The 21,691-nt window shown below is 58.5% G+C and carries 23 protein-coding genes; 9 read left to right on the top strand and 14 right to left on the bottom strand.

The window, feature by feature from the left end; genetic code table 11:
* The first annotated feature begins 64 nt into the window (after positions 1–64).
* Positions 65–538 (top strand): Lrp/AsnC family transcriptional regulator, encoded by a 474-nt coding sequence (locus tag C8029_RS06050; RefSeq protein WP_009572145.1) that lies wholly within the window; start codon positions 65–67, stop codon positions 536–538.
* 52 nt (positions 539–590) lie between these two features.
* Here C8029_RS06050 and C8029_RS06045 read toward each other — a convergent pair whose 3' ends face one another.
* The 13 genes from C8029_RS06045 to C8029_RS05990 form a co-directional block, all read right to left on the bottom strand.
* Positions 591–1,307, bottom strand: a complete 717-nt coding sequence (locus C8029_RS06045) for an ABC transporter ATP-binding protein (RefSeq protein ID WP_009572146.1) — start codon at positions 1,305–1,307, stop codon at positions 591–593.
* Complete coding sequence (locus tag C8029_RS22690) at positions 1,304–1,648, bottom strand: ATP-binding cassette domain-containing protein (protein ID WP_286189739.1); 345 nt, start codon at positions 1,646–1,648, stop codon at positions 1,304–1,306. Before C8029_RS22690 ends, C8029_RS06045 begins: the two co-directional genes overlap by 4 nt.
* Complete coding sequence (locus C8029_RS06040) at positions 1,564–2,061, bottom strand: ABC transporter ATP-binding protein (protein WP_286189738.1); 498 nt, start codon at positions 2,059–2,061, stop codon at positions 1,564–1,566. The genes C8029_RS22690 and C8029_RS06040 overlap by 85 nt, the downstream gene beginning before the upstream one ends.
* The gene (locus C8029_RS06035; RefSeq protein ID WP_009572148.1) at positions 2,058–3,056 is read right to left on the bottom strand and encodes a branched-chain amino acid ABC transporter permease; all 999 of its coding nucleotides are present in this window, start codon (positions 3,054–3,056) and stop codon (positions 2,058–2,060) included. Before C8029_RS06035 ends, C8029_RS06040 begins: the two co-directional genes overlap by 4 nt.
* Positions 3,049–3,963 (bottom strand): branched-chain amino acid ABC transporter permease, encoded by a 915-nt coding sequence (locus tag C8029_RS06030; protein WP_009572149.1) that lies wholly within the window; start codon positions 3,961–3,963, stop codon positions 3,049–3,051. The genes C8029_RS06035 and C8029_RS06030 overlap by 8 nt, the downstream gene beginning before the upstream one ends.
* 67 nt (positions 3,964–4,030) lie before the next feature.
* Positions 4,031–5,143: an ABC transporter substrate-binding protein gene (locus C8029_RS06025; RefSeq protein ID WP_009572150.1), complete on the bottom strand. Its 1,113-nt coding sequence runs from the start codon at positions 5,141–5,143 to the stop codon at positions 4,031–4,033.
* A gap of 85 nt (positions 5,144–5,228) precedes the next feature.
* Positions 5,229–5,729: an L-2-amino-thiazoline-4-carboxylic acid hydrolase gene (locus tag C8029_RS06020; protein ID WP_009572151.1), complete on the bottom strand. Its 501-nt coding sequence runs from the start codon at positions 5,727–5,729 to the stop codon at positions 5,229–5,231.
* Between the two features lie 53 nt (positions 5,730–5,782).
* Positions 5,783–7,474: an aminotransferase class V-fold PLP-dependent enzyme gene (locus tag C8029_RS06015; RefSeq protein WP_152002473.1), complete on the bottom strand. Its 1,692-nt coding sequence runs from the start codon at positions 7,472–7,474 to the stop codon at positions 5,783–5,785.
* 334 nt (positions 7,475–7,808) lie between these two features.
* Positions 7,809–8,804: an endonuclease/exonuclease/phosphatase family protein gene (locus C8029_RS06010; RefSeq protein ID WP_152002472.1), complete on the bottom strand. Its 996-nt coding sequence runs from the start codon at positions 8,802–8,804 to the stop codon at positions 7,809–7,811.
* Entirely contained in the window at positions 8,801–9,901 is a 1,101-nt protein-coding gene (locus tag C8029_RS06005) for an ABC transporter ATP-binding protein (RefSeq protein ID WP_152002471.1), read from the bottom strand. The genes C8029_RS06010 and C8029_RS06005 overlap by 4 nt, the downstream gene beginning before the upstream one ends.
* Before the next feature lie 11 nt (positions 9,902–9,912).
* On the bottom strand, positions 9,913–10,824 hold the full coding sequence (locus C8029_RS06000; protein WP_414632325.1) for an ABC transporter permease subunit: 912 nt from the start codon (positions 10,822–10,824) through the stop codon (positions 9,913–9,915).
* Positions 10,825–10,833: 9 nt separating this feature from the next.
* On the bottom strand, positions 10,834–11,715 hold the full coding sequence (locus C8029_RS05995; RefSeq protein WP_009572156.1) for an ABC transporter permease subunit: 882 nt from the start codon (positions 11,713–11,715) through the stop codon (positions 10,834–10,836).
* A gap of 73 nt (positions 11,716–11,788) precedes the next feature.
* Positions 11,789–13,105: an extracellular solute-binding protein gene (locus tag C8029_RS05990; RefSeq protein ID WP_193217600.1), complete on the bottom strand. Its 1,317-nt coding sequence runs from the start codon at positions 13,103–13,105 to the stop codon at positions 11,789–11,791.
* Between the two features lie 234 nt (positions 13,106–13,339).
* On the opposite strand from C8029_RS05990, the gene C8029_RS05985 reads away from it, so the two are divergent.
* From C8029_RS05985 to C8029_RS05975, 3 genes are all read left to right on the top strand, one after another.
* A complete protein-coding gene (locus C8029_RS05985) occupies positions 13,340–14,356 on the top strand; it encodes a LacI family DNA-binding transcriptional regulator (protein WP_226946249.1) in 1,017 nt (338 codons plus the stop codon).
* A gap of 228 nt (positions 14,357–14,584) precedes the next feature.
* Positions 14,585–15,523 (top strand): isopenicillin N synthase family dioxygenase, encoded by a 939-nt coding sequence (locus C8029_RS05980; protein ID WP_009572159.1) that lies wholly within the window; start codon positions 14,585–14,587, stop codon positions 15,521–15,523.
* A gap of 53 nt (positions 15,524–15,576) precedes the next feature.
* Positions 15,577–15,822: a sulfurtransferase TusA family protein gene (locus tag C8029_RS05975; RefSeq protein ID WP_009572160.1), complete on the top strand. Its 246-nt coding sequence runs from the start codon at positions 15,577–15,579 to the stop codon at positions 15,820–15,822.
* On the opposite strand, the gene mobA is transcribed toward C8029_RS05975, so the two are convergent.
* Positions 15,819–16,439, bottom strand: coding sequence for a molybdenum cofactor guanylyltransferase MobA (gene mobA, locus C8029_RS05970; protein WP_269771046.1), 621 nt, complete (start codon positions 16,437–16,439; stop codon positions 15,819–15,821). The genes C8029_RS05975 and mobA overlap by 4 nt on opposite strands.
* 96 nt (positions 16,440–16,535) lie before the next feature.
* Between mobA and C8029_RS05965 the strand changes: the two genes are divergently transcribed.
* From C8029_RS05965 to C8029_RS05945, 5 genes are all read left to right on the top strand, one after another.
* Positions 16,536–17,042 carry a DUF2478 domain-containing protein gene (locus C8029_RS05965; protein ID WP_009572162.1) on the top strand — a complete coding sequence of 169 codons (507 nt, stop codon included), beginning with the start codon at positions 16,536–16,538 and terminating at the stop codon, positions 17,040–17,042.
* 103 nt (positions 17,043–17,145) lie between these two features.
* Entirely contained in the window at positions 17,146–17,730 is a 585-nt protein-coding gene (locus C8029_RS05960; RefSeq protein WP_009572163.1) for an ANTAR domain-containing response regulator, read from the top strand.
* The gene (locus C8029_RS05955) at positions 17,727–18,902 is read left to right on the top strand and encodes a CmpA/NrtA family ABC transporter substrate-binding protein (RefSeq protein ID WP_009572164.1); all 1,176 of its coding nucleotides are present in this window, start codon (positions 17,727–17,729) and stop codon (positions 18,900–18,902) included. The genes C8029_RS05960 and C8029_RS05955 overlap by 4 nt, the downstream gene beginning before the upstream one ends.
* A 260-nt stretch (positions 18,903–19,162) precedes the next feature.
* Positions 19,163–20,530, top strand: coding sequence for a CmpA/NrtA family ABC transporter substrate-binding protein (locus tag C8029_RS05950; protein ID WP_152002469.1), 1,368 nt, complete (start codon positions 19,163–19,165; stop codon positions 20,528–20,530).
* 74 nt (positions 20,531–20,604) lie between these two features.
* Entirely contained in the window at positions 20,605–21,687 is a 1,083-nt protein-coding gene (locus tag C8029_RS05945; RefSeq protein ID WP_009572166.1) for an ABC transporter permease, read from the top strand.
* The last annotated feature ends 4 nt before the right edge of the window (positions 21,688–21,691 follow it).

The following is a 21,691-nucleotide window of genomic DNA, read 5'->3' as shown; positions in this document are numbered from 1 at the left end:
GAATAGGTTTCTATGGTTTGCGGAAACGTGGGTCTGTACTGAGAGGCAAAAGAGGCGAGGCGATATGAGCGACACAAGTTTTGATGAGATTGACCAACGCATTCTCGACATTTTGCAGGTGGACAGCGACCTGCCGATTGCCGAGGTGGCGGACCGGGTGGGGCTGAGCCCGACACCGATTTGGCGGCGCATCAAACGCATGGAGGCGGCGGGGTTGATCCGGGGTCGGGTCGCTTTGATCGATCAAAAACTGGCGAATGTGCCGATGACGATTTTCATCGGCGTGACCGCGCCGCGTCACGCGATGGAATGGTTCACGCAGTTTCGCGCGCTGATCGAAGACATCCCGGAAGTGGTCGAGGCCTATCGTCTGACCGGGGCGACGGATTACATCATGAAGGTCGTGGTGCCCGACATTGCCACCTATGACGTGGTTTACCAGCGGATGATCGAAGAGGTGGAATTTTCGACGGTGAACTCGTCGATCTCGATGGAGGAGTTGAAATTCACCACCGCCGTTCCGACCAAATACCTGTGATTTGGGCGGCTGGGGCAGGGGCATAGGGTGCCCCTGCCGATATGTCGGATGTTTAAGCGGTCTCATGGACGTGGCCGCCCAAATAGGCCTCCGCCACACGCGGATCATTGGCCAAAGCCGAGGCGTCGCCTTCGATCACGATCTTGCCGTGTTCAATCACCGAAGCCGTGTCCGAAATCCGCAGCGCGGCTTTGACGTTTTGTTCGACCAACAGCACGGCATAGCCCTCAGCGCGGATTTTCGACACCAGCTCGCAGATAAAGCCCACCAAGCGCGGGGCGAGGCCCAGCGAGGGTTCGTCCAAAAGCAACACTTTGGGTTTGCGCATCAACGCCCGCCCAATGCAGAGCATCTGTTGCTCGCCGCCCGACATCGACCCGGCCTGTTGCTTCAGGCGCTCTTCGAGACGCGGGAACAGGGCCAAGACATGATCCAATTCCTGCCGCCCCAGTGGCCCAGCCCCGATCACAAGGTTTTCCAACACGGTCATGTTGGAAAAAATCTGACGGCCTTCCGGGGCCTGCATGATGCCGCGCTCAACGATCTCGTGGCTTTTGAGCTTGGAAATGTCTTCGCCTTCCAAAAGGATTTCCCCGCCCGTGGCGTGATAAATCCCGGAGATACAGCGCATCAGGGAGGTTTTGCCCACCCCGTTGGCGCCCAGCACGGATACGATGCCCTGCTCCGGCACGGTGACCGAAATGTCGTGCAAAATGTCCTGAATGCCGATTTTGAGCGACAGGTTTTTGATCTCAAGAATGTTGCTCATCCCTCATCTCCCCCAAGGTAGGCCTCTAACACGCCGGGGTCTTGGCGCACCACTGCAGGCACGTCATCGGCGATTTTACGACCCGAGGCGAGCACCACAAGCCGTTCGCAAATGCCCATGACCAGCCCCATATCGTGCTCCACCAACATGATGGTCAGCCCCTCTTTGTTCAGCCCGGTGATGAAGTGCGCCAGTTCCGTGGTCTCGGAATCGTTCATGCCTGCGGCAGGTTCGTCCAAGATCAAAAGATCGGGTTTCATCGCCAAGGCACGCGCGATCTCAAGGTATTTGCGCTTGCCGTAGCTGAGGTTGGCGGCGAGGTCATCGGCATGATCGGCCAAGCCACCCGTTCCAACATCTCATAGCTGCGCTCCGAGATGTCTTTTGCCCGCGCCTTGCCGCCGAAGAGCGAGGAGATAGGACCGACGCCAATCATCCCAAGTGCGCCGACGGAGATATTGTCGAACACGGTCATGTTCGGAAACACCCGCAGGTTTTGAAAGGTGCGCGACATGCCTTTGTGGGCGATCTTATGCGCCGACAATCCGGTGATGACCTCGCCCTTAAACCGCACCTCGCCAGAGGAGGGTGGCGTGAAGCCGGAGATCAGGTTGAACAGCGTGGTTTTCCCGGCACCATTCGGCCCGATCAGGCCAAACAGCTCGCCTTGATGGACCTGTGTGCTGACATCATCGACCGCTTTGAGGCCGCCAAAGGCGCGGGTCAGATGGTCGAGTTCGAGAATAGCGGTCATTTCCAACCGATGCCTTTCTCGCCTTTTTTGGCGGCCCAGCCTTGGCCAAGGACACGGCGGGCAAAGTTGAGGGCGGAGACTTCGCCGAACAGACCTTTGGGCAAAAACAGGATGGCGGAGAACATCAGGACACCGACGATGATGTTGCGAATATCCCCAACCGAACGCAGGGCTTCGGGCAGAAGGATCAACAACAACGCGCCGATCAACACCCCCGGAAGGCTGCCCAGACCGCCGACCACAACCATGGTCAGGATCAGGATGGATTGCGAAAAATGGAAGTCATTGGGCGAGATGTAGCCCGTGGTGTAGGCCCAAAGCGCACCGGCGATGCCAGCGAAAAAGGCAGAGATCACAAAGGCTTGGATTTTCATCACGGTGACATTGATGCCCATGGCCGAGGCGCATTGATCGTCTTCGCGCAGGGAACGCAACGCATTGCCATAATAGGAATGGCTGAGCCGGTTGAGCACGAGGATAGAGATCGCAACGATGCCCGCGACGACATAGTAGATGCCCAGATCACTGTCGATTTCTAAGCCAAACAGGTTGATGCCAGAGAACAACATCACACCATTCGGCCCGTTGGTCAGGCCAACCCAATTGAGAAACACCAGATAAAGCATCTGACCAATGCCCAGCGTGGCAACGGCGAAATAGATCGACATCAGGCGCATGGTGGGCAGGGCGACCAAAAAGGCGATGGCGGCGGCGGACAGGCCCGCAAGCGGCAGGCCAAGGGTGAAGCCAATGCCATGATTGGCCCCCAAAATCGCTGCCACATAGGCCCCTACGCCGTAAAGCGCGGCATGACCCAAGTGCAGCAGTCCAGCCACCCCGGTGACGAGGTGAAGCGAGGCCGCGAGCAACATGAAAATCGCGGCGATGGTGGCGATCTGATAGTAGTAGCCTTTGTCAAAACCGACGAGCAGCGCCGGGATCAGGGCAAAGGCCAATACGAGCAGGCCGAGTTTGATGAGGAGCGATTTAGACACGTTCCCTCCTTGCGCCAAAAAGGCCTTGCGGGAAAAAGATCAGGGTCAACAAGAGGAAGGCATAGGCCACCATGTCGGACCAAACGGAGGGCATGAAGCTGGTCGAAAGGCTCTCGGACAAGCCCAAGATGATGGCGGAGATCACAGCGCCGGGCACGGAGGACAAGCCGCCCATGACCATGGCAACAAAGGCCTTGATGCCGGGCGTAAAGCCCATTGAGGGGAAGATCGCGCCGTAATACAGACCCACCAAGATGCCCGCGAGCGCGCCCATGGCGGAGCCGATGACAAAGGTGATGATGATGGTGCGGTCGGTGTTGATGCCGCAATATTTCGCGCCCAACGCGTTGTTTGAGACGGCGCGGATCGACAGGCCGATGGGACTTTTTTTCAGCAACCATTGCAAGCCGCCGAGCATCAGTAACGTGACGCCCAAGATGATCAAATCGCCGTTGACGATGGTGATCGGGCCGATGTGGATCGGTTTGTTGATCAGATAGGCCAGATCGACGGTTTGGAATTGTGAGCCAAAGACCATCTCCATCGCTTCGCGGGCGATGATCGACATGGCGAGCGAAGACATCAGCGTGGCCTCCCGCATGGCGCGCGATTTCAACGAGGCCTCATCCGAGAAGCGGCGGAACGGGCGAAACGCCATACGTTCAAGGCCAAACCCGGCCAAGGCGCCCGCAGCCAATGCGATAAACAGCACCACCAAAAGCGGCGGTCCAAAGGCCGAAATTGCCATAAGCCCGGCAAAGGCACCGATGGTGTAGACCTCGCCATGGGCAAAGTTGACCACGTTCAACACGCCGAAAATCAACGTAAATCCGATGGCCATAAGCGCGTAGATCATGCCCAAGGACAAACCGATGGCCAATTGTTGCAGGATATAAGGATCGAGCACGTCGTCCCCCTTTTTGGTATGGTCCCCGCCCGGTCAGCCCGGAGGCTGTGCGGACGGGGAGAAGGGTTTATTCGACTTCGACAAACACGCCGCCCACTACGGAAGCCTTGGTCAGCTCCTTCAGCGGTTCGCCGTTTTCATCGAATGTGGTGTTGCCGGTGACGCCCGGAAAATCACTCGTGGCGGCCACAGCATCGCGCAGGCTCTCGCGGGTGAGATCCGGGTAGGCTTTGACCACGGCGGCCAACATGATGTTCACCGCGTCATAGGCCTGTGCCGGGAACTGACCGGGGGCGTGATCATGGGTTTTGTCCCATTCGGTGACGAAGTCCTGAACATTCGCATCCATCCGCGTCGGCAAGAAGGTCGCGGTCAGCAACAGGCCTTCGGCAGCCTCGCCCGCCAATTCGATCAACTGGTCATTATAGGCCGCCGAGGTCGAATAGATCGGGATTTCGGCGTCAAGCTGTGCCATTTGTTTGAGGAACTGCGCGCCATCTTCATAGAAGAAGCCGGTGTAGACCGCGTCGGGTGCCTGATCTTCGAGCTTGGTGATGATGGAACGGAAATCGGCCAGACCGCGGTTGAAGAATTCGGTGTAAACCACTTCGCCACCGGCGGCTTCAAACGGCTCGACAAAGCCTTTCGCCACGGATTGACCCCAGTCGGTTTGCTCCGCGATCACCGCGACTTTTTTGATGCCTTTGTCCATCATCCACTGGGCGTTCACGGCGCCTTCTTGGTCTTGGGTGGTGATGTTGCGGAACTGCCATTTGGAGATTTTGGCAAAATCCGGGTGCGACGCGGTTTGCGACAATTGCACCATTCCGGCTTTTTTATACACCTGAGCCGCGGCCATCGACACGGTCGAGGTGAAATCGCCCAAAACGCCGACGATCTCTTTGTCATCGACAAATTTGCGCGCGATGGTCACGCCCTCTTTGGCGTCAGAGCGCGAATCCTCATAGATGATTTCGACCGGAACAGGCAGCGCGCCCGAGGCGTTGAATTTGGTCAATGCGATCTCTGCCGCATCTTTGAAATCCTGACCATATTGCGCGGTGTTGCCGGTGAGCGGCAGTTGGTAACCGAGTTTAACACTGTCTTGGGCAAAGGCTGCGACCGGGGTCAACGCGGTGGCAGCAGCAAGCAAAAGTGCCGTTCTGCGTGTGAGTTTCATGGTGAGTTCCTCTGTTGGTCGGAAGGGTGTTTGAGTGTGAAAGAGCCCGGTTGATCCGGGTCTGAGGGTGTGGACTTTGGCGGGCTTATTCCACCGCCACGGGGCCGGGTTCCACGATCAGGCGGCAACATCCGGTTTGGCCGGGTTTCCAGGTTTCGCCCTTAAAGGTAAACCCTGCCGCGCCAAACATGCCCGCGTCAATCGCGCCCGCCGCACGGCAGAGCATCTCAAGCTCTTCGCCCTCGCGCCCGGCGGCTTCCCAATTGTCTTTGAGTGGGCAGCGGTGAAACTGAATCTCCATCCCCTCAGCGTCGCATTTGCGCAGCTCAGGCGCAAACAGGTGATCGCGGCAGGGAATGCCAGCCAGAAACTGTTCGGTCAGAGCTTCGATATTGGCGGGGCCATGCGGTTTGAGCTTTTGCCCCATTTCGGCACCAAGGCGGTAGGTGGCTTCGCCCATCAATTCGATGGTCTTTTCCGGGCCAAATTCTTCGCGCAGCACATCGAACATGTGCATATAGAATTTGGCGCGCATCGCGTAAGCGCCGGACAGTTGTTCCAGAGTGATTTCGGGGGCGTCGGTCATGTCGGTCTCCTGTGGTCCATTTATATCGGCGCGCCTCACGGGCGTGTTTTCGATCAAGCCGGGGGATGAGACACCACATCCTGTGGCATCCAAAACCCCCGCAGAGCTTCGCAATTCGGCTCAAAGACGGGGCTGTGTTTCAAAGCGGGACGGTCCCGCGCAGCGGCCAGCTCGGCGGCGAGCGTAAGAAACATGTCCCGTTGCGCAAAGGGTTGGCGTTTGGTTGGGGTGTCGATCCTCCAGAAGCCTTTGAGTGTGGCGGGGGTGTTGGCCGCACCGTTTTTATGTCGCCAAAGCCCCTGAGCCACATCCACATCATAGTCCGAAAGGAAGCGCAATCCATTGTTACATATAAACAAAATCGAAGATATGATGTAGTCAACCGTCTGCGCGTCAAAGAAGTAGTTGAACCCCAGCCGCACCCAGCCGGGCCGCATCAGGCTTTTGCCCTGCGCAATCGCGGCCTCATAGGCGGTGGCGGTCTCTTGCGGGATATGCAGCAATTCGTGACCATAAGGGCCAGCACAAGAACAGCCACCCCGCGCCTGAATGCCAAACAGATCGTTGAGCAGAGCAACGACATAACCATAATGCAGCATTCGCCCTTCACACGAGATGTTGAAGGACAAAACCCCAAGCCGATCCGTGTCCAGTGGCCCAAGAAGACTCAGACCCGGCGCGGTGGAGAGGCGGGCAAAGGCCTCGCGCATCATCGCGCGTTCGCGCCGTTCGATCTCGGCTGATCCCACCGCCTCTTTCAGCGCCATGACGGCCCCTGCGCGGATGTCGCCGACGATGCCGGGCGTGCCCGCCTCTTCGCGCCGTTCGATGTCGCGCACATAGGTGTGGTGGCCTGCGGTGACATAGCTCACCGTGCCGCCACCTGTGACGCCGGGGCGGGTGGAGGTGAACAGCGCCTTCTCCGCCACCAAAACGCCAGAGGCACCGGGGCCACCAATGAATTTATGCGAGGAATAGAAAATCGCGTCGATCCGCGCATCCGGGTCCGTGGCGTCAAGGGTCAAAGACATGTCGACATAGGGAGCCGCAGCGGCGAAATCACAGACGAAGCGCGCGCCATGTCGGTGCAGCAGCGTCGCGATGGCTTTCAGATCTGAGCGCACGCCGGTCACATTGGAAGCGGCGGAGAAGGCACCGATTTTAAGGACCTCTTCCGGGTGGGCCTTCAGGCGTTCGGCCAGATGGGCGAGGTCGATTTGGCCCAAAGCATCAAGGCCGATCCGCTCAATCACCGCGCCGGTTTCGCGCCATGGCAGATCGTTTGAGTGGTGCTCATAGGGGCCGACAAAAACCACCGGAGCGTCGCCCGCGCGCACTTTGGCCTCAACATCCATACCCCGCACCAGCCGATCCACCGCCGCCGTCGCGCCATTGCCGGTGAAGATCACCACGTGATCTTGGGTCGCGCCAAGCGCCTCGGCGATGATGCCTCGCGCCTCTTCGCGCAGGGCCGTGGTTTCGCGCCCGGTGTAGGAGGTTTCGGTGTGGGTGTTGCCGTAAACCGGCAGGGCGATGTCAGCAATCGCGTCTTCGATCATGTGAAGGGAGCGCCCCGAGGCGATGAAATCGGCATAGACCAAAGGGCGTGGACCATAGGGGCCGGGGATGGCTTGACCCTCGCCAATGACACTGTCGCGGATGCGCGTAATCAAATCCTCTTTGGCATCGCGGTCAAAGGTGACCTCTGTCTCAGGATGTATCGGAGTTGCCGCAGGGTAGGCCATCGTCAAAAGTTCCTTGCATGATCTTCACGTTTCACCGGGGCCGACGCTGATGCGGTGGCGGTGATTTGAGGAAAAAGTGACACCTACTCGCCATATCGAGCAATAGGTTTCTAGTATTAGTTATAAGAAAGCAAAATTATTCTAGTATATGTAGTTTTTGAGGGGGGACGGAGCGGGAAACGTTCAGAAATGGCGATTTCGGAGAAAAATTTTCGACAGTTTCAATCTGTTGAATAAAGCCCCGTGTTTCAAATGCCTGTTTTAACGGCAAAATGAAAACGGAGAGGCGCGTGCCTCCCCGTTTGAAATGTTCTTAAACCGCATAGAAATTGGGCTAGATGGCGATGCGGCACCAGACACAGTCATGATCGGCCAAGGGGCGACCCGTGGTATCGAGAGAGCAAAGAATCCCCTTATCCCGCGCCATAAGATCGCGACCAGCCAACCAATCGAGCTTCATCACCCGCTCCGGGTGCGGCGTGATCAGGGAGGGGCGCGTGGTCATGCCCTCGGCGGTGAAGTCCCAGCTATAGCCGTGATCGCGCCCCAGCGCGAACAGCGTCTCTTTGCGCCAATCGAATTCTGGCGGTATGTGATTGCCGGTGTTGAGATCGCCCCCGATGAGCACGGGCATGTTGGGCGCAAAGTCCTCCACCGCCTTGAGCAAAATCTCAAATTGTGCGTGCCGATGCGTGGGGCCTGCGTTGCTTTCCAGATGGGTGGAAACGACACAGATCGGCCCCCGCTCGGTCGGGACAATCGCCGCCAGTGCCATCCGCCCGCCCAAACGCGGCTGATCAGGATCGGCGCCGCTGTCGGTGCTGAACCAATGGCCATGATCATCGAGCCGGATCAACGTCACCGCCTCAAACGGCACAGAGGATAGGATCGCGTTGCCATGCCACCCCAGCGCGTTGAAATCATCGGTGCAATAGGCCCGCTCGGTCGCGCCGCCCAAATCCAACTCGTGAAACTCGACGCCAAAAGCGTAGACCATGCCCAAAGCCTCGGCCATCTCAGCCGTGGTGTGGCGCTGGCCGGTACGGGCCATGCCGTGATCGACCTCGGAGAGCAGGACCACGTCAGGGGCGAGCGCCCCCAGATGCGCGGCGGTGTTGGCGGGGAACAGGCAACGTTCGACATTCCATGCCGCAACCGTGATCTCGGCGGGCAGGGCGGTACGGGTGGTTTGGCCCCCCAATTGCACCGCGCTCATCGCCATCACATCGGCCATCAGCGCGCGATGCGCCTCGGCGGTGCGCGGCGCGGCAAGAAGCGCGCTGCGTTGTTCGGCGGTGACGGAGGGGAGGTGATCCAACAGCGAAATCACGCCTTGCTCTCCACCGTGGTGTTGGATCGCGCCTGCAGTGTCGCCTTATGACGCACGTCCATCCGTTTGCCGGTGTCCGGGTGAAACAGGCACAGATGCGAGGGATCGCAGGACAGCCGCAGCGGGCCGGATTTGGCGGCGATCTCTTTGGCCAGATGCACGGTCAGCTGTTGTCCGTCGACGCGCCCATGCAGCAAGCGATGCGCGCCGAGTTCTTCGACCAGATCGACCTCCATCGCAATCGGCCCTTTGGCGTCGATGAACAAATCCTCAGGCCGCAGGCCAAGCGTGACCGGGCCGCGATGATCCACTGTCATCGACACGTCAAGCCCGGCAAAAGACAGGATGCCCTCTGACAATTCGCCCGCGACAAGGTTCATCGGCGGAGCGCCCATGAAAGAGGCGACAAAGGTCGAGGCCGGGTTGTGATAAATCTCGGAGGGCGTGCCGATTTGTTCGATGCGGCCCCCGTTCAACACGATGATGCGGTCGGCCATGGTCATGGCTTCGACCTGATCATGGGTGACATAGATCGAGGTGACACCAAGGCGACGTTGCAGCGCCTTGATTTCGATCCGCATCTGATTGCGCAGTTTCGCGTCCAGGTTGGAGAGCGGTTCGTCAAACAGGAACAGCGCCGGATCGCGCACGATGGCGCGGCCCATGGCAACACGTTGGCGTTGCCCGCCCGAGAGTTGACTGGGCTTGCGATCAAGGTAGTCATTGAGGTTGAGCATCGCCGCGGCTTCGGCCACTTTCGCGTCAATTACGTCTTTCGGTGTTTTACGGTTTTTCAGGCCATAGGCGATGTTTTTGCGCACACTCATATGTGGGTAAAGCGCGTAGTTTTGGAACACCATGGCGATGTCACGATCCGCGGGATCGACGTCATTGACGATGCGCTCCCCGATGGAGAGCGTCCCTTCGGTGATGTCCTCAAGCCCTGCGATCATCCGCAACAACGTGGATTTGCCACAGCCCGAGGGGCCAACGAGGACAACGAATTCGCCATCTTCGATGTGGAAAGAGGAAGGGGTCACGGCCTCTGCGCCGTTGGGGTAGATTTTGCGGACAGAGTCCAAGCTAACCTGAGCCATAGTTGTAGTCCTTATTTATCGGATTCCGTGAGGCCCTTGACGAACCAGCTCTGGAAGAAAATGACGACGAGCACGGGCGGCAGAATGGCGATCAGCGCCAACATATTGGCCCGGCCAAATTCGGGGATGTTGTTGCCTTCGAGCGTCTGCACGATCTGTTTGATGCCGCGCACGAGGGTGTACATGTTCTCATCCGTGGTGATCATGGTGGGCCAGAGATATTGGTTCCAGCCGTAGACAAACATGATGATGAACATCGCCGCGATCATGGTCTGCGAAAGCGGCACAAGGATATCGATGAAGAATTTGATCGGCCCCGCCCCATCAATCCGCGCCGCTTCGATCAACTCTTCGGGTACGGAGCGAAAGAACTGGCGAAAGAAAAACGTCGCCGTCGCGGACGCAATCAGCGGGATGATCAGGCCCTGATAGGTGTTCATCATGCCGAGTTGTTGCACAATCTCGTAGGACGGAAGGATGCGGACCTCCAAGGGCAACAGGAGCGTGGTGAAGATCAACCAAAACGCCAAAGTGGCAAAGCGCAGGCGGAAATAGACGATCGCATAGGCGGCCATCATCCCGATCACGATTTTGCCCAAGGCAAAGCCAAGACCGAGGATCATCGAGTTTTTCAGCATGTTCATCCCGGTGTTTTGACCGGAAAAGCCCGAGGCTTCGAACATCGCTTTGCGAAAGTTGTCATCAAGCTCAGTGCCGATGGTCAGCGTCGGGCCGAGTTTCATCGTCTCAAGGTCCGGCGTGGTCACGGTTTGCAACACGATCAACAGCGGCAACAGCATGAGCAGCGAGCCAAAGATCAGGATCGCGTGATCAAACACGGTTTCAAGTTTGAACCATGTACGTTTGCGCGTCTGCGCGATGGCATGGGCCGGATGAGGGGAATGGGCGGAAATGTCAGTCATGTCAGATCCTCAAGTGTAATGAATGCGCCGCTCAATCAGGCGGAACTGAAAGACGGTGAGGGCCAGGACGAGGATCATCAGGATCACGGATTGCGCCGAGGAACCGCCAAGATCATTGCCGCGGAAACCATCGACGAAAACCTTGTACACCAGCGTCATCGGGTTGTTGCCCGGCTCGCCTTTGTTGAGCGTATCGATCACGCCGAACGTGTCGAACAGCGAATAGGTGATGTTGGTGATCAACAGGAAAAACCCGGTGGGTGCCAAAAGTGGGAAGGTGATGTCCCAAAACCGGCGCGTGCCAGAGCGGTTGTCCAAAAGCGCGGCCTCGCGCACCGACCGCGGGATGGATTGCAGGCCGGAGAGGAAAAAGATGAAATTGACCGGGACCTGTTTCCACACGGAGACCACGATCATGGCAAAGGCCGTGTCAAAATAATTGACGCCTAAGGTAAAGTCCCAGCCAAAGAATTTGAACAAATCCGACAGCGGTCCCCAGGTTTGGTTGAACATCAAAAGCCCGATGAAACCCGCAACGGGCGGGGCGACCGCATAGACCCACATCAACAGCGTGCGGTAGGTCTTGGCCCCGCGCAGAACCTTGTCGGCCTTGACCGCAAACAACAGCGCCAAAGCGAGCGAGAAAAACGTCACCAACACCGTGAAGAGCACGGTGAACTTCGCCACTTTGAGATATTCGACGGAGCTGGTGAGGTGGGTGTAATTCTCAAGCCCCACAAAGGTCTGACCAAAGCCAAACGGGTCTTGCAGGTAGAACGAAGAGGTCACGGCATGCAACGCCGGCCAATAGAAAAAGATCGCGATGATCAACAGTTGCGGCAAAAGCAACAGGATCGGCAACCATTTGGTGGAGAATCCAGCGCGTTTCATGGGGGAGGGCCTTTCTGAGAAAGCCTGACGGCCGCAGCGGGTGCGGCCGTCAGTGTGGTGTCACAGGCAAGGCTTAGCCTTGGGTTTTTGCGAAACGGGCCAAAAGCTCGTTGCCTTCTTTTTCGATCGTCGCCAGAGCGTCATCGACCGTGGTCTCACCCGACAAGATGCGGCTGAACTCGCGGTTTTCGACGTCACGGATTTGAACGTAGAAGCCCATGCGATACCCTTTGGTGTTTTCACCGGAGGTCAGCATCAACTGTTTGATGCCGGTTTCCGCAGCCGGGAAACGGTCATAGTGGCCGTCTGCTTTCGCCATCTCGTAGGCCGCAGTGGTGATCGGCACATAGCCGGTTTCACGGTGCCACATGTACTGAACTTCCGGCGAGGTCAGGTAACGGAAGAACTCAGCCGTGGCTTTGTTTTCCTCGGCGGATTTGCCGGACATGGCAAAGAGGGACGCGCCGCCGATGAAGGTTTGGTAACCCTCTTCGGTGATGGAGGACCAGAACGGCAGGTTGGTGGCGGAGAAGTCAAACGGAAGGTCTTTTTTCATCAACCCGCCGAAGGAGCCGGAAGAGCCGATCCAAAGGCCAACTTTGCCCTGTTCGAACTGGGCTTGGTTGTCGTTCCAACCGGTGCCGTAAAAGCCAAAATACCCATCGTCCAGCCACTGCTTGACATGAGTCCAATGCATTTTGAATTCGTCGGTGTTGACGAGGATTTTGGTGCCCTCAGAACCATCGTAGCCATTGTCATTGGTGGCAAACGGCAGGTTGTGACGGCTAAAGAAGTTCTCGGCAAATTCCCACGGCAGGTGCGATTGCACGAGCGGCACGTAACCGGCGGCTTTCAACGCGGGGGCGGTAACGGTTTCGAACTCTTCATAGGTTACAGGAGCTTCAACGCCCGCCGCTTCAAGCGCCTGTTCGTTGAAATACATGATCGGCGAGGAGGAGTTGAACGGCATGCCGATCATTTTGCCGGTATTGTCGGCGTAGAAGTAACGCACACCGGAGATGTAGTCTTCGATGTTGAAGTCCACGCCATTCTCGGACAGCAGATCCTGCACCGGAACAGTCGCGCCTTTGGCGCCGATCACGGTGGCGGAGCCTGCGTCAAACACCTGAAGGATGTTCGGCTGTTCACCGGCGCGGAACGCCGCGATGCCCGACGTCAGGGTCTCTTCGTAAGAACCTTTGAACACGGGAGTGATTTTGTACTCATCTTGCGAGGCGTTAAAGCCAGCCGCGATTTCATTGACGGTTTCGCCAAGATCGCCACCCATCGCGTGCCACCACGTGATTTCGGTTTCGGCAAAGGCGGCTGTGCCCAACAGGGTGAACGCGGTTGCGGCCCCCAGGAATTTCGATGTTGTCTTGATGGTCATGTCACATCTCCGGTGTCTGTTTAAATCACGCAGGCATCCCAAGCGGGGCGCAAGCGTCGAAAAAGGTCCGTCCTCCCTCACGGGAGAAACGCGCAAGACACGTGCAGGCCCCGGATGTCCATCAGGGCCTGCACGCCTGTGCACACGTGTTCAGATACCCGGCGGATGTAATGGGAATGTGAAAGATTTTTATCATTCTTGACAAAATATGACCCAAAGCCCGACAGAGACGCCGTGGATCAGGATAAGCTCATATCACCCAAGCGTCACCGCCGTGTGACAGCTCAAGACGTGGCCGAGGCGGCGGGCGTGTCGCGCTCTGCGGTGTCGCGCGCCTTTACCGAAGGCGCGTATTTGGACGAGGAAAAACGTGAGCGCGTGCGCGACGCCGCTCTCAAACTGGGCTATCGGCCAAATGCTTTGGCCGCGGGGCTTCAGGGCGGGCGCTCGCATCTGGTCGCGATTTTCGTTGGCGACATGCGCAACGCCTATGACACCGAAGTCGTCACCCGCCTTGTCGGCGCACTGAACGCCATTCAAAAATGGCCGATCCTGATTGATGGCGGCGGGCTTTCATCCGTCAAAGAGGCGATGGGCGAGGTGCTGCGCTATCCTTTGGATGCGTTGATCCTGCGCTCCGGCTCCATGGACCCCGCAATTGCCAGAGAATGCACCAAGCTGCACATCCCGGTGATCTCGTCGGGGCGCGTCCTCAATCATCCGCAAATCGACAATGTCTGTTGTCGCAATGCGCAAGGAAGCCAGGCCGCCGCCCAGCTTTTGTTGGACCGTGGCCGCCAAAATTTTGGCTATATCGCCGGACCCTTGGGCTATAGCTCCTCAAGCGCGCGCCAAGACGGCATGATGCGGGCTTTGGCCGCCGCCGGGCTGGCACCTGTTGCCATTGAGGCCGGGGATTTTACGGTTGAGAGCGGGTTTGCCGCCGCCGAACGCCTGTTTGAGCGCGCGCGCCTTGATGCGCTGCTCTGTGCCAATGATGCCATGGCCATCGGCGCGCTGGGGGCTGCGCGCGCGCGCGGGATCGACGTTCCGGCCGATCTGTCCATCGTCGGATTTGATGATATTTCCATGGCGCGCTGGCCGGGGATCAATCTGACAACCGTCTGCAATCCGATCGACATTTACGCCGATAAAGTCGTCGAATTGCTGAGCGCACGTCTGGCCGATCCCGAAAAGCCCAGTGACGTGGCCTATATCGACACGCATCTGGTTTTGCGCGGGACTCATTAGGTCGCAGCCTCTGTTGCAGCCCTCTGGCCCGGATCACATCCGCCCGAATTTTGACCCCCTGACCCGAAAATCGCCCGTAGAATGACCAAAAGCCCCTGTCGGAGGATTTCCCCTATAGGTTGTGGTCTTCACCTGATCCGTTGCCGCATATCCTGATCTCAGTCAACGCGATCCGCCTGTAGATCGTCCTGGGGAGGAGGATACAGGCCTTATTTGAAAGAGAGAGATATGTTTTCAGTCTTGGATTTCCGGGCATTTTCGTCTGGGCAAGATTCGGTCGGGTTTACGACAGCACTGGGGGAGGCCTGTCGCGACAGTGGCGTTTTTTTTCTCACACATCACGGCATTCCGCGCGGGCTTTTGACGGATGTGGGCGAGGTGGCCGATACGTTTTTTGCCCTGCCAACGCGGGACAAAACCCCCCTCGACATCCGCCATTCCAACACCAATCGCGGCTGGGCGGGCTATGGTGTCGAAGTGATGGCGGACCGCCCGGATGTGCCTCTGTACAAAGAGAGTTTTAGCATCGGCTTGGATCTTCAACCCAACGATCCGCGTGTGCTGGCACATGAGCCGTTTCGCGCCCCAAACGCGTGGCCCGCGATCGACATGTTTCGCGATGTGATGTTGGATTATTACAAGGAAATGCTGGCGCTGGGGCGGCTTTTGATGCGCGCGGTCGAACGTGATCTCGATCTGCACGCCGATTTTTTCCAGCCGCATTTCACCGAACCGATGGCCACCCTGCGCCTGTCACATTACCCGGCCAACCCGTGGGACATTGCCGCCACTGACACCGTGGACGGTCCGGCACAGCATGATTACGGCGCGTTGACGATGGTGCTGACCGATGGCTCCGCCGGGATTCAGGTTCAGGACAAAGCGGGCCAATGGGTCGATGTGCCGGACATGCCGGACAGTTTGTTGGTGTTGGTCGGGGATTGCCTGATGCGGTGGTCCAATGATCAATATCGCTCGGCGCCGCATCGGATTTTACCGCCCGCCGCGCCGCGCCGTTTGGCGGCCTTTTACCTTGATCCCAATCCCGACAGCCTGATCACCCCGCTGCCCGGCACGGGTGCGGCGCATTACGCGCCCATTCGCGCCGCGGAGTATTTACGGGCGCGTTTGGACGAGATTTATCTTTCGGCGGCCGTGGCGCAGTAGCGTTGGATTGAGACTGGCTGGACAGGGGCATGAGCGGCCAGTAAGGCTGCAGTATGACCCATATTTTTGATCAAGACCTCGATGCCATCGACCTGTTGTGCCCGCTGCCCGTGCTCAAAGCCCGCAAGCGGCTTTTGGCGATGGCACCGGGCGAGATATTGCGCCTGCGGGCCTCTGATCCGGCGGCGGTGATCGACGTGCCGCATTTTTGCGCCGAGGCGGGGCATGAATTTGTGTCGATGTCCGACGAGGATGGCGTGCAGAGCTATCTGATTCGCCGCAGCAAAACCACGCTTTAAGAGGTCAACATGGCTTCGGCGCGGGCGAGGTCTTCGCGCGTGTTGATGTTGAAAAACGGATCAAACGACGGGGATGTCTCAAACACCACCGGCACCACGCCTTTGCTCTCGGCAAACTGCCGCATCCGCCGTTGATCGTGCCGCAACGCCTCCCGAAGCTCATCGCGCAATGCCACCGGCCAAAGCGCGAAGGTCGGATGCCAAAACCGTCTGCCTTCTGCCTCGGTCACGGCCAGGCCAAAACCTACGGGCGAGGAACCCGCTTGCAGCCGTGTCACAAGGTCGGTTGGGAAAAACGGCGTGTCGGTGGCCACCGTCACAATCGCCTCAAAGCTCATGCGCGCGGCCCAGTCCAACCCGGCCAAAACCCCCGCCAAAGGCCCCTGCGACTCTATGCTGCCATCGGAGAACACCGGATAGCCAAAGTCGGCAAAGCGGGTCAGGTCGCCATTGGCGCTGATCGCGAGTGTGGCGCATTGCGGCGAAAGCCGCGCGATCACCCGCTCGATCAAAGGTGCACCGCCAAGCCGCATCATGCCCTTGTCCTGCCCGCCCATTCGGGTCGCTTGCCCCCCCGCAAGGATCACCCCGGCGATCTGCGTTATTCTTGGTGTCACTGCGTGCTTTCCTCTCTGGCGTTCCGTCTGTATGTCCAGATACCATCCAATCAAGGCTCGCGGACTGCAAGGGCCAGACAGATCAAGGGCTGGTTCATGTTGGGATATGTGATGATGGCGGGGCGCGGCGAAACCGATGCGGTGTTATGCGCCTTGGCCGACCGGCTGATCTCCGAGGGCCGCCGTCTCGCGGGCGCGGTGCAAATCAATCGCGAGCGTCCCGGCGCAAGCAAATGCCATATGGAACTGAAGCTGCTGCCCTCGGGGGAGAGCCGATCCATCACGCAAGCCTTGGGTGAGATGTCGCAAGGCTGCCGTTTGGACGCCGAGGGGCTTGAACTGGCCGTGGCACAGGCGGAACGGGCCTTGGAGGCAGGGGCGGAGTTGGTTGTGATCAACAAATTCGGCAAACAGGAAGTGGCGGGCCGGGGCTTTCGCGCGCTGATCGCCGAGGCGCTGCATCGCGGTGTCCCGGTAATCCTTGGGGTCAATGAGAAAAACCTTCACGGCTTTGACGCCTTTGCTGGCGACATCGCCGAACCGCTTGCGCCCGATCTGACGGTGCTGTTGGAGTGGTGCCATGCAAAGTTGCATGTCGATTAAAAAATATGCGCATAAGCTTAATTTTTGACATATTGCCAAAGGGCACAGCGCGCGCCGCGCGGGAATCGTTTACTTTATAGGCCGATCGCCGCGATCTGAGGCCATGAGTGCCCCCCTATCCATCATCGTCGTCGAAACCGACCGCACCCGCGCGCAGCTGATCGTGGACAGCCTGCGGCAAGCGGGTGACTTCGACATTTATATCATCGCCGAAGTCACTGGGCTGGCGCGCCAAATACAGGCGCGTAACCCGGACATCGTGCTGATCGACATCGAAAACCCGTCTCGTGACACGATGGAAGAGCTGACCTTGGCCTCCGGTCCTCTGGATCGCCCGGTGGCGATGTTTGTGGATCGTTCGGATGAGGGCCTGTCTGCCGCTGCGATCGAGGCGGGGGTCTCGGCCTATATTGTTGACGGATTACATTCAAACCGGGTCAAACCGATTTTGGATGCCGCCATCGCCCGGTTTCGGATGTTTCAGCGGATGCGCACGGAATTGGCTGAAACCAAAAAGGCGCTGGAAGAACGCAAGGTCATTGACCGCGCCAAGGGCATGTTGATGCGCGCGAAAGGCATCGGCGAAGACGAAGCCTATGCGCTTTTGCGCAAAACCGCGATGGACCAGGGGCGTCGCGTTGCCGATGTGGCGCAGGCTTTGGTCACGGCGGCGGGGCTTTTGGCATGAGGGCGGTGACGGTTTCGGTCGGGTTCATACCGCTCGTCGATGCAGCCCCTTTGATTGTGGCACAGGAAATGGGATTTGCCGCCGAGGAGGGCATCAACCTTGCCCTCAAACCTGCGCCCTCCTGGTCCTCGCTGCGCGATATGTTGTCTTTTGGTCAGGTCGAGGCGGCACATATGCTGTCGCCGCTTCCAGTCGCCACGGCGTTGGGTCTGGGCGGGGCGGGGGCGAAACTGTCGGCCGTCTCAGTGCTGTCGGTGAATGGCAACGTGATCGGCGTGTCCAATGCTTTGGCTGCGCGGCTGCACGATCAGGGCCATGATTTCGGCTTTAACGATGCCTATAAGGCGGGCACCGCCTTGATCGCGGCCGCCAAGGGGCGGTTGCGGATCGGTGTGCCATTTCCGTTTTCGATGCATGCCGAGCTTTTATATTACTGGCTCTCGGCGCTGGGCCTTCCTGCGCCGCAATCGGTCGATATCCACACCGTGCCGCCGCCTTTGATGGCCGATGCGATGGAGGCAGGCGACATTGACGCGTTTTGCGTCGGCGAACCTTGGGGGTCGCAGGCGGTGGACAATGGCGTGGGGCAGCTTTTGTTGCCTGGATCGGCAATCTGGTCCTGTGCGCCCGAAAAGGTCTTGGCGGTGCGCTCAGACTGGGCCGAACAGGAAAGCGCCTTGATGGGTCGGTTGATCCGGGCCGTGTGGCGCGCGGGGCGTTGGTTGGGCGAACCGGACAGCCGGATGTTGACCTCCGAACTTTTGAGCCGCCCCGAATACCTTGATCTGCCCTCGGACATGCTGGAGCGCGCCTTGACGGGGCGTTTGGTGATCGGACCTGCGGGCGAAGAGCGTCATGTCGACGGGTTTGTCGAATTCTTCAAAGGGGCTGCGACTTTCCCATGGCGGTCGCAGGCCGAATGGATCGGAATGCAGTTGGCCACCCGGATGGGGTTGGATCAGGTGATGGCGCGCAGCGTGGCCGCCGGAGTGTTTCGTTCCGATCTTCACCGTCAGGCGCTTGTGGGAACCACCGCGGATTTGCCGGGTGCCTCCTCGAAAGTCGAGGGCGGATTGGATGCACCCATGGCGGTGGCTTCTGAGGCGGGGCACTTGATCCTTGGTCAAAATCGGTTCTTTGATGGGCGTGTTTTTGATCCAAAGGGGGATTGATGCGCAAATAATGGGCAAAACTGTGCGTTTGCAGCATTTTTTGGTCCGCACGACCCGACGCCTTTTGCATGTGCAGCGCGATTCCACGCATAGATAAGACATCGAAGGCAACGATGCCGCGATACGAGATTTCCATCCCGATGATCGGGATGACTGAGCAAAGCCGCTCGACAACCGCCCCCTCCTCCCGGGCGATTTGTCGGCGGCTTTTTTTTATTTTTCGCCTCCAACAGGGCATGCACTGACTAAGGGACACACAGATGAAACACCTTCTTCTCGGCCTCGCGGCCACCACGGCGCTCGCCACTCCTGGCTGGGCTGAGATGCTTGATCTCGAAAAAGATCAACTGACCTTTGGTTTTATCAAGCTGACCGATATGGCGCCTTTGGCCGTGGCCTATGAACAGGGTTTTTTCGATGACGAAGGCCTGTTTGTGACGCTGGAAGCCCAAGCCAACTGGAAAGTGCTTCTGGACGGCGTGATCGACGGCACCCTGGACGGCGCGCATATGTTGGCCGGGCAACCCTTGGCCGCGACCATCGGCTATGGCACCGAAGCGCATATCATCACGCCGTTTTCGATGGATTTGAACGGCAACGGCATCACCGTGTCGAACGAGGTGTGGGATGAGATGAAGCCGAACATCCCATTGGATGCGGAGGGCAAGGTGCAGCACCCGATTTCCGCCTCGGCTCTGGCTCCGGTGGTTGAAAGATTCCGCTCCGAAGGCAAGCCCTTTAACATGGGCATGGTCTTTCCGGTCTCCACGCACAACTACGAGCTGCGCTACTGGTTGGCAGCGGGCGGGTTGCATCCGGGGTTCTATTCCCCCGACAACATCACCGGCCAGATTGGCGCGGATGTGTTTCTCTCCGTCACGCCGCCGCCGCAGATGCCGGCCACGTTGGAAGCGGGCACCATCAACGGCTATTGCGTCGGTGAACCGTGGAACCAACAGGCCGTGTTCAAAGGCATCGGCGTGCCGGTTGTGACCGATTACGAACTGTGGAAAAACAACCCGGAAAAGGTGTTTGGCATCACCGCTGAGTTTGCCGAGGAGAACCCGAACACCACCAAAGCGGTTGTCAAAGCGTTGATCCGCGCCGCGATGTGGCTGGACGAAAACGACAACGCCAATCGCGCAGAGGCCGTCAAAATCCTGTCGCGCCCGGATTACGTCGGGGCCGACGAAGAGGTGATTGCCGCCTCGATGACCGGGACTTTTGAATATGAAAAGGGCGACAAACGCTCGGTTCCCGATTTCAACGTGTTCTTCCGCTACAACGCCACATATCCGTTCTACTCGGACGCAGTGTGGTATCTGACCCAGATGCGCCGTTGGGGGCAAATCTCTGAGGCCAAGCCGGACAGCTGGTACGACGAGGTCGCCAAATCCGTTTACAAGCCAGAGATTTATTTGGAGGCTGCAAAACTGTTGGTCGAAGAGGGTCTGGCCGATGAGGCCGACTTCCCGTGGGACAGCGATGGCTACAAGACCCCGACCCCGGCCGAAGATGTCATCGACGGCATCGGCTATGACGGCCGCGCGCCCAACGCCTATCTCGACAGCCTGCCGATCGGCCTGAAAGGCGAGCAGATCGTCATCGGCACCGAAGTCAAAGGCTAACCCAAACCTCTCCTGGGGCGCGCTTTCGGGTGCGCCCATTTTTCCGACCCTGATTTTCCCGCGAGGACCCTGCAATGACCGCCATAGATCCGCACGCTCTGGACACACAGGCCAAAGCGGCCCGCCGTGCGAAACTGTTCACCCGCATCAACAAAGCCGACACTTGGTTTCAGGTCTTGGGTCTGAGTTGGATGACCCCGATTTTGAAAGCCATCGCGGGCGACAACCCCAAGGCACAGGTCAAAGAGATCTGGAAACTCTTGGGGGTGCCGGTTTTGGCGATCCTGTGTTTCTTGATGCTCTGGGGCACATTGGCCCCGAAAGTGCAAACCTCATTGGGCGCAATCCCCGGCCCCTCGGCCGTTTGGGAAGAGGCCGTGAACCTACATTATGACGCGATGGCCAAGGCCGAAAAGAAGGCCGCGTTTGAAGAGCGCGTGGACAAACGCAACGCGCGGTTGATCGAACAGGGCAAAGCCGACGAGGTCAAAGACATCGCCTACACCGGCTCGCCGTCCTATTACACGCAAATCTGGACCTCGATCAAAACCGTGTTTTTCGGCTTTCTGATCGGCTCGGCCATTGCCATTCCTTTGGGGATTTTCGCGGGTCTGTCGCCCTATGCCAACGCCGCAATCAACCCTTTGGTGCAGATTTTCAAACCGGTGTCGCCGCTCGCATGGTTGCCGATTGTGACGATGATCGTCTCCGCGCTTTACACCAACAATGACGGGATGTTCGCGAAATCCTTCCTTGTCTCCGCCATCACCGTGACGCTGTGTTCGCTCTGGCCGACGCTGATCAACACATCGCTGGGGGTCGCCTCCATCGACAAGGACCTGATCTCGGTCTCCAGAGTGCTCAAAATGAACACCTATTCGAAAGTCACCAAATTGGTGCTGCCCTCGGCTTTGCCGTTGATCTTTACCGGGCTGCGTCTCTCGCTCGGTGTGGGTTGGATGGTGTTGATCGCCGCTGAAATGCTGGCGCAGAACCCCGGCCTTGGCAAATTCGTCTGGGATGAGTTCCAAAACGGCTCCTCGCAATCTCTCGCCAAAATCATCGTCGCGGTGCTGACCATCGGCATCATCGGCTTTCTGTTGGATCGGGTGATGTTCGCGCTGCAATCCCTTTTCACCTTCTCCAACAACCGGTGACCGA

The sequence above is a fragment of the Roseobacter sp. TSBP12 genome, assembly GCF_009129705.1.
Taxonomy (GTDB): domain Bacteria; phylum Pseudomonadota; class Alphaproteobacteria; order Rhodobacterales; family Rhodobacteraceae; genus Celeribacter; species Celeribacter baekdonensis_A.
This window is presented reverse-complemented; position numbering and strand designations above follow the sequence as displayed.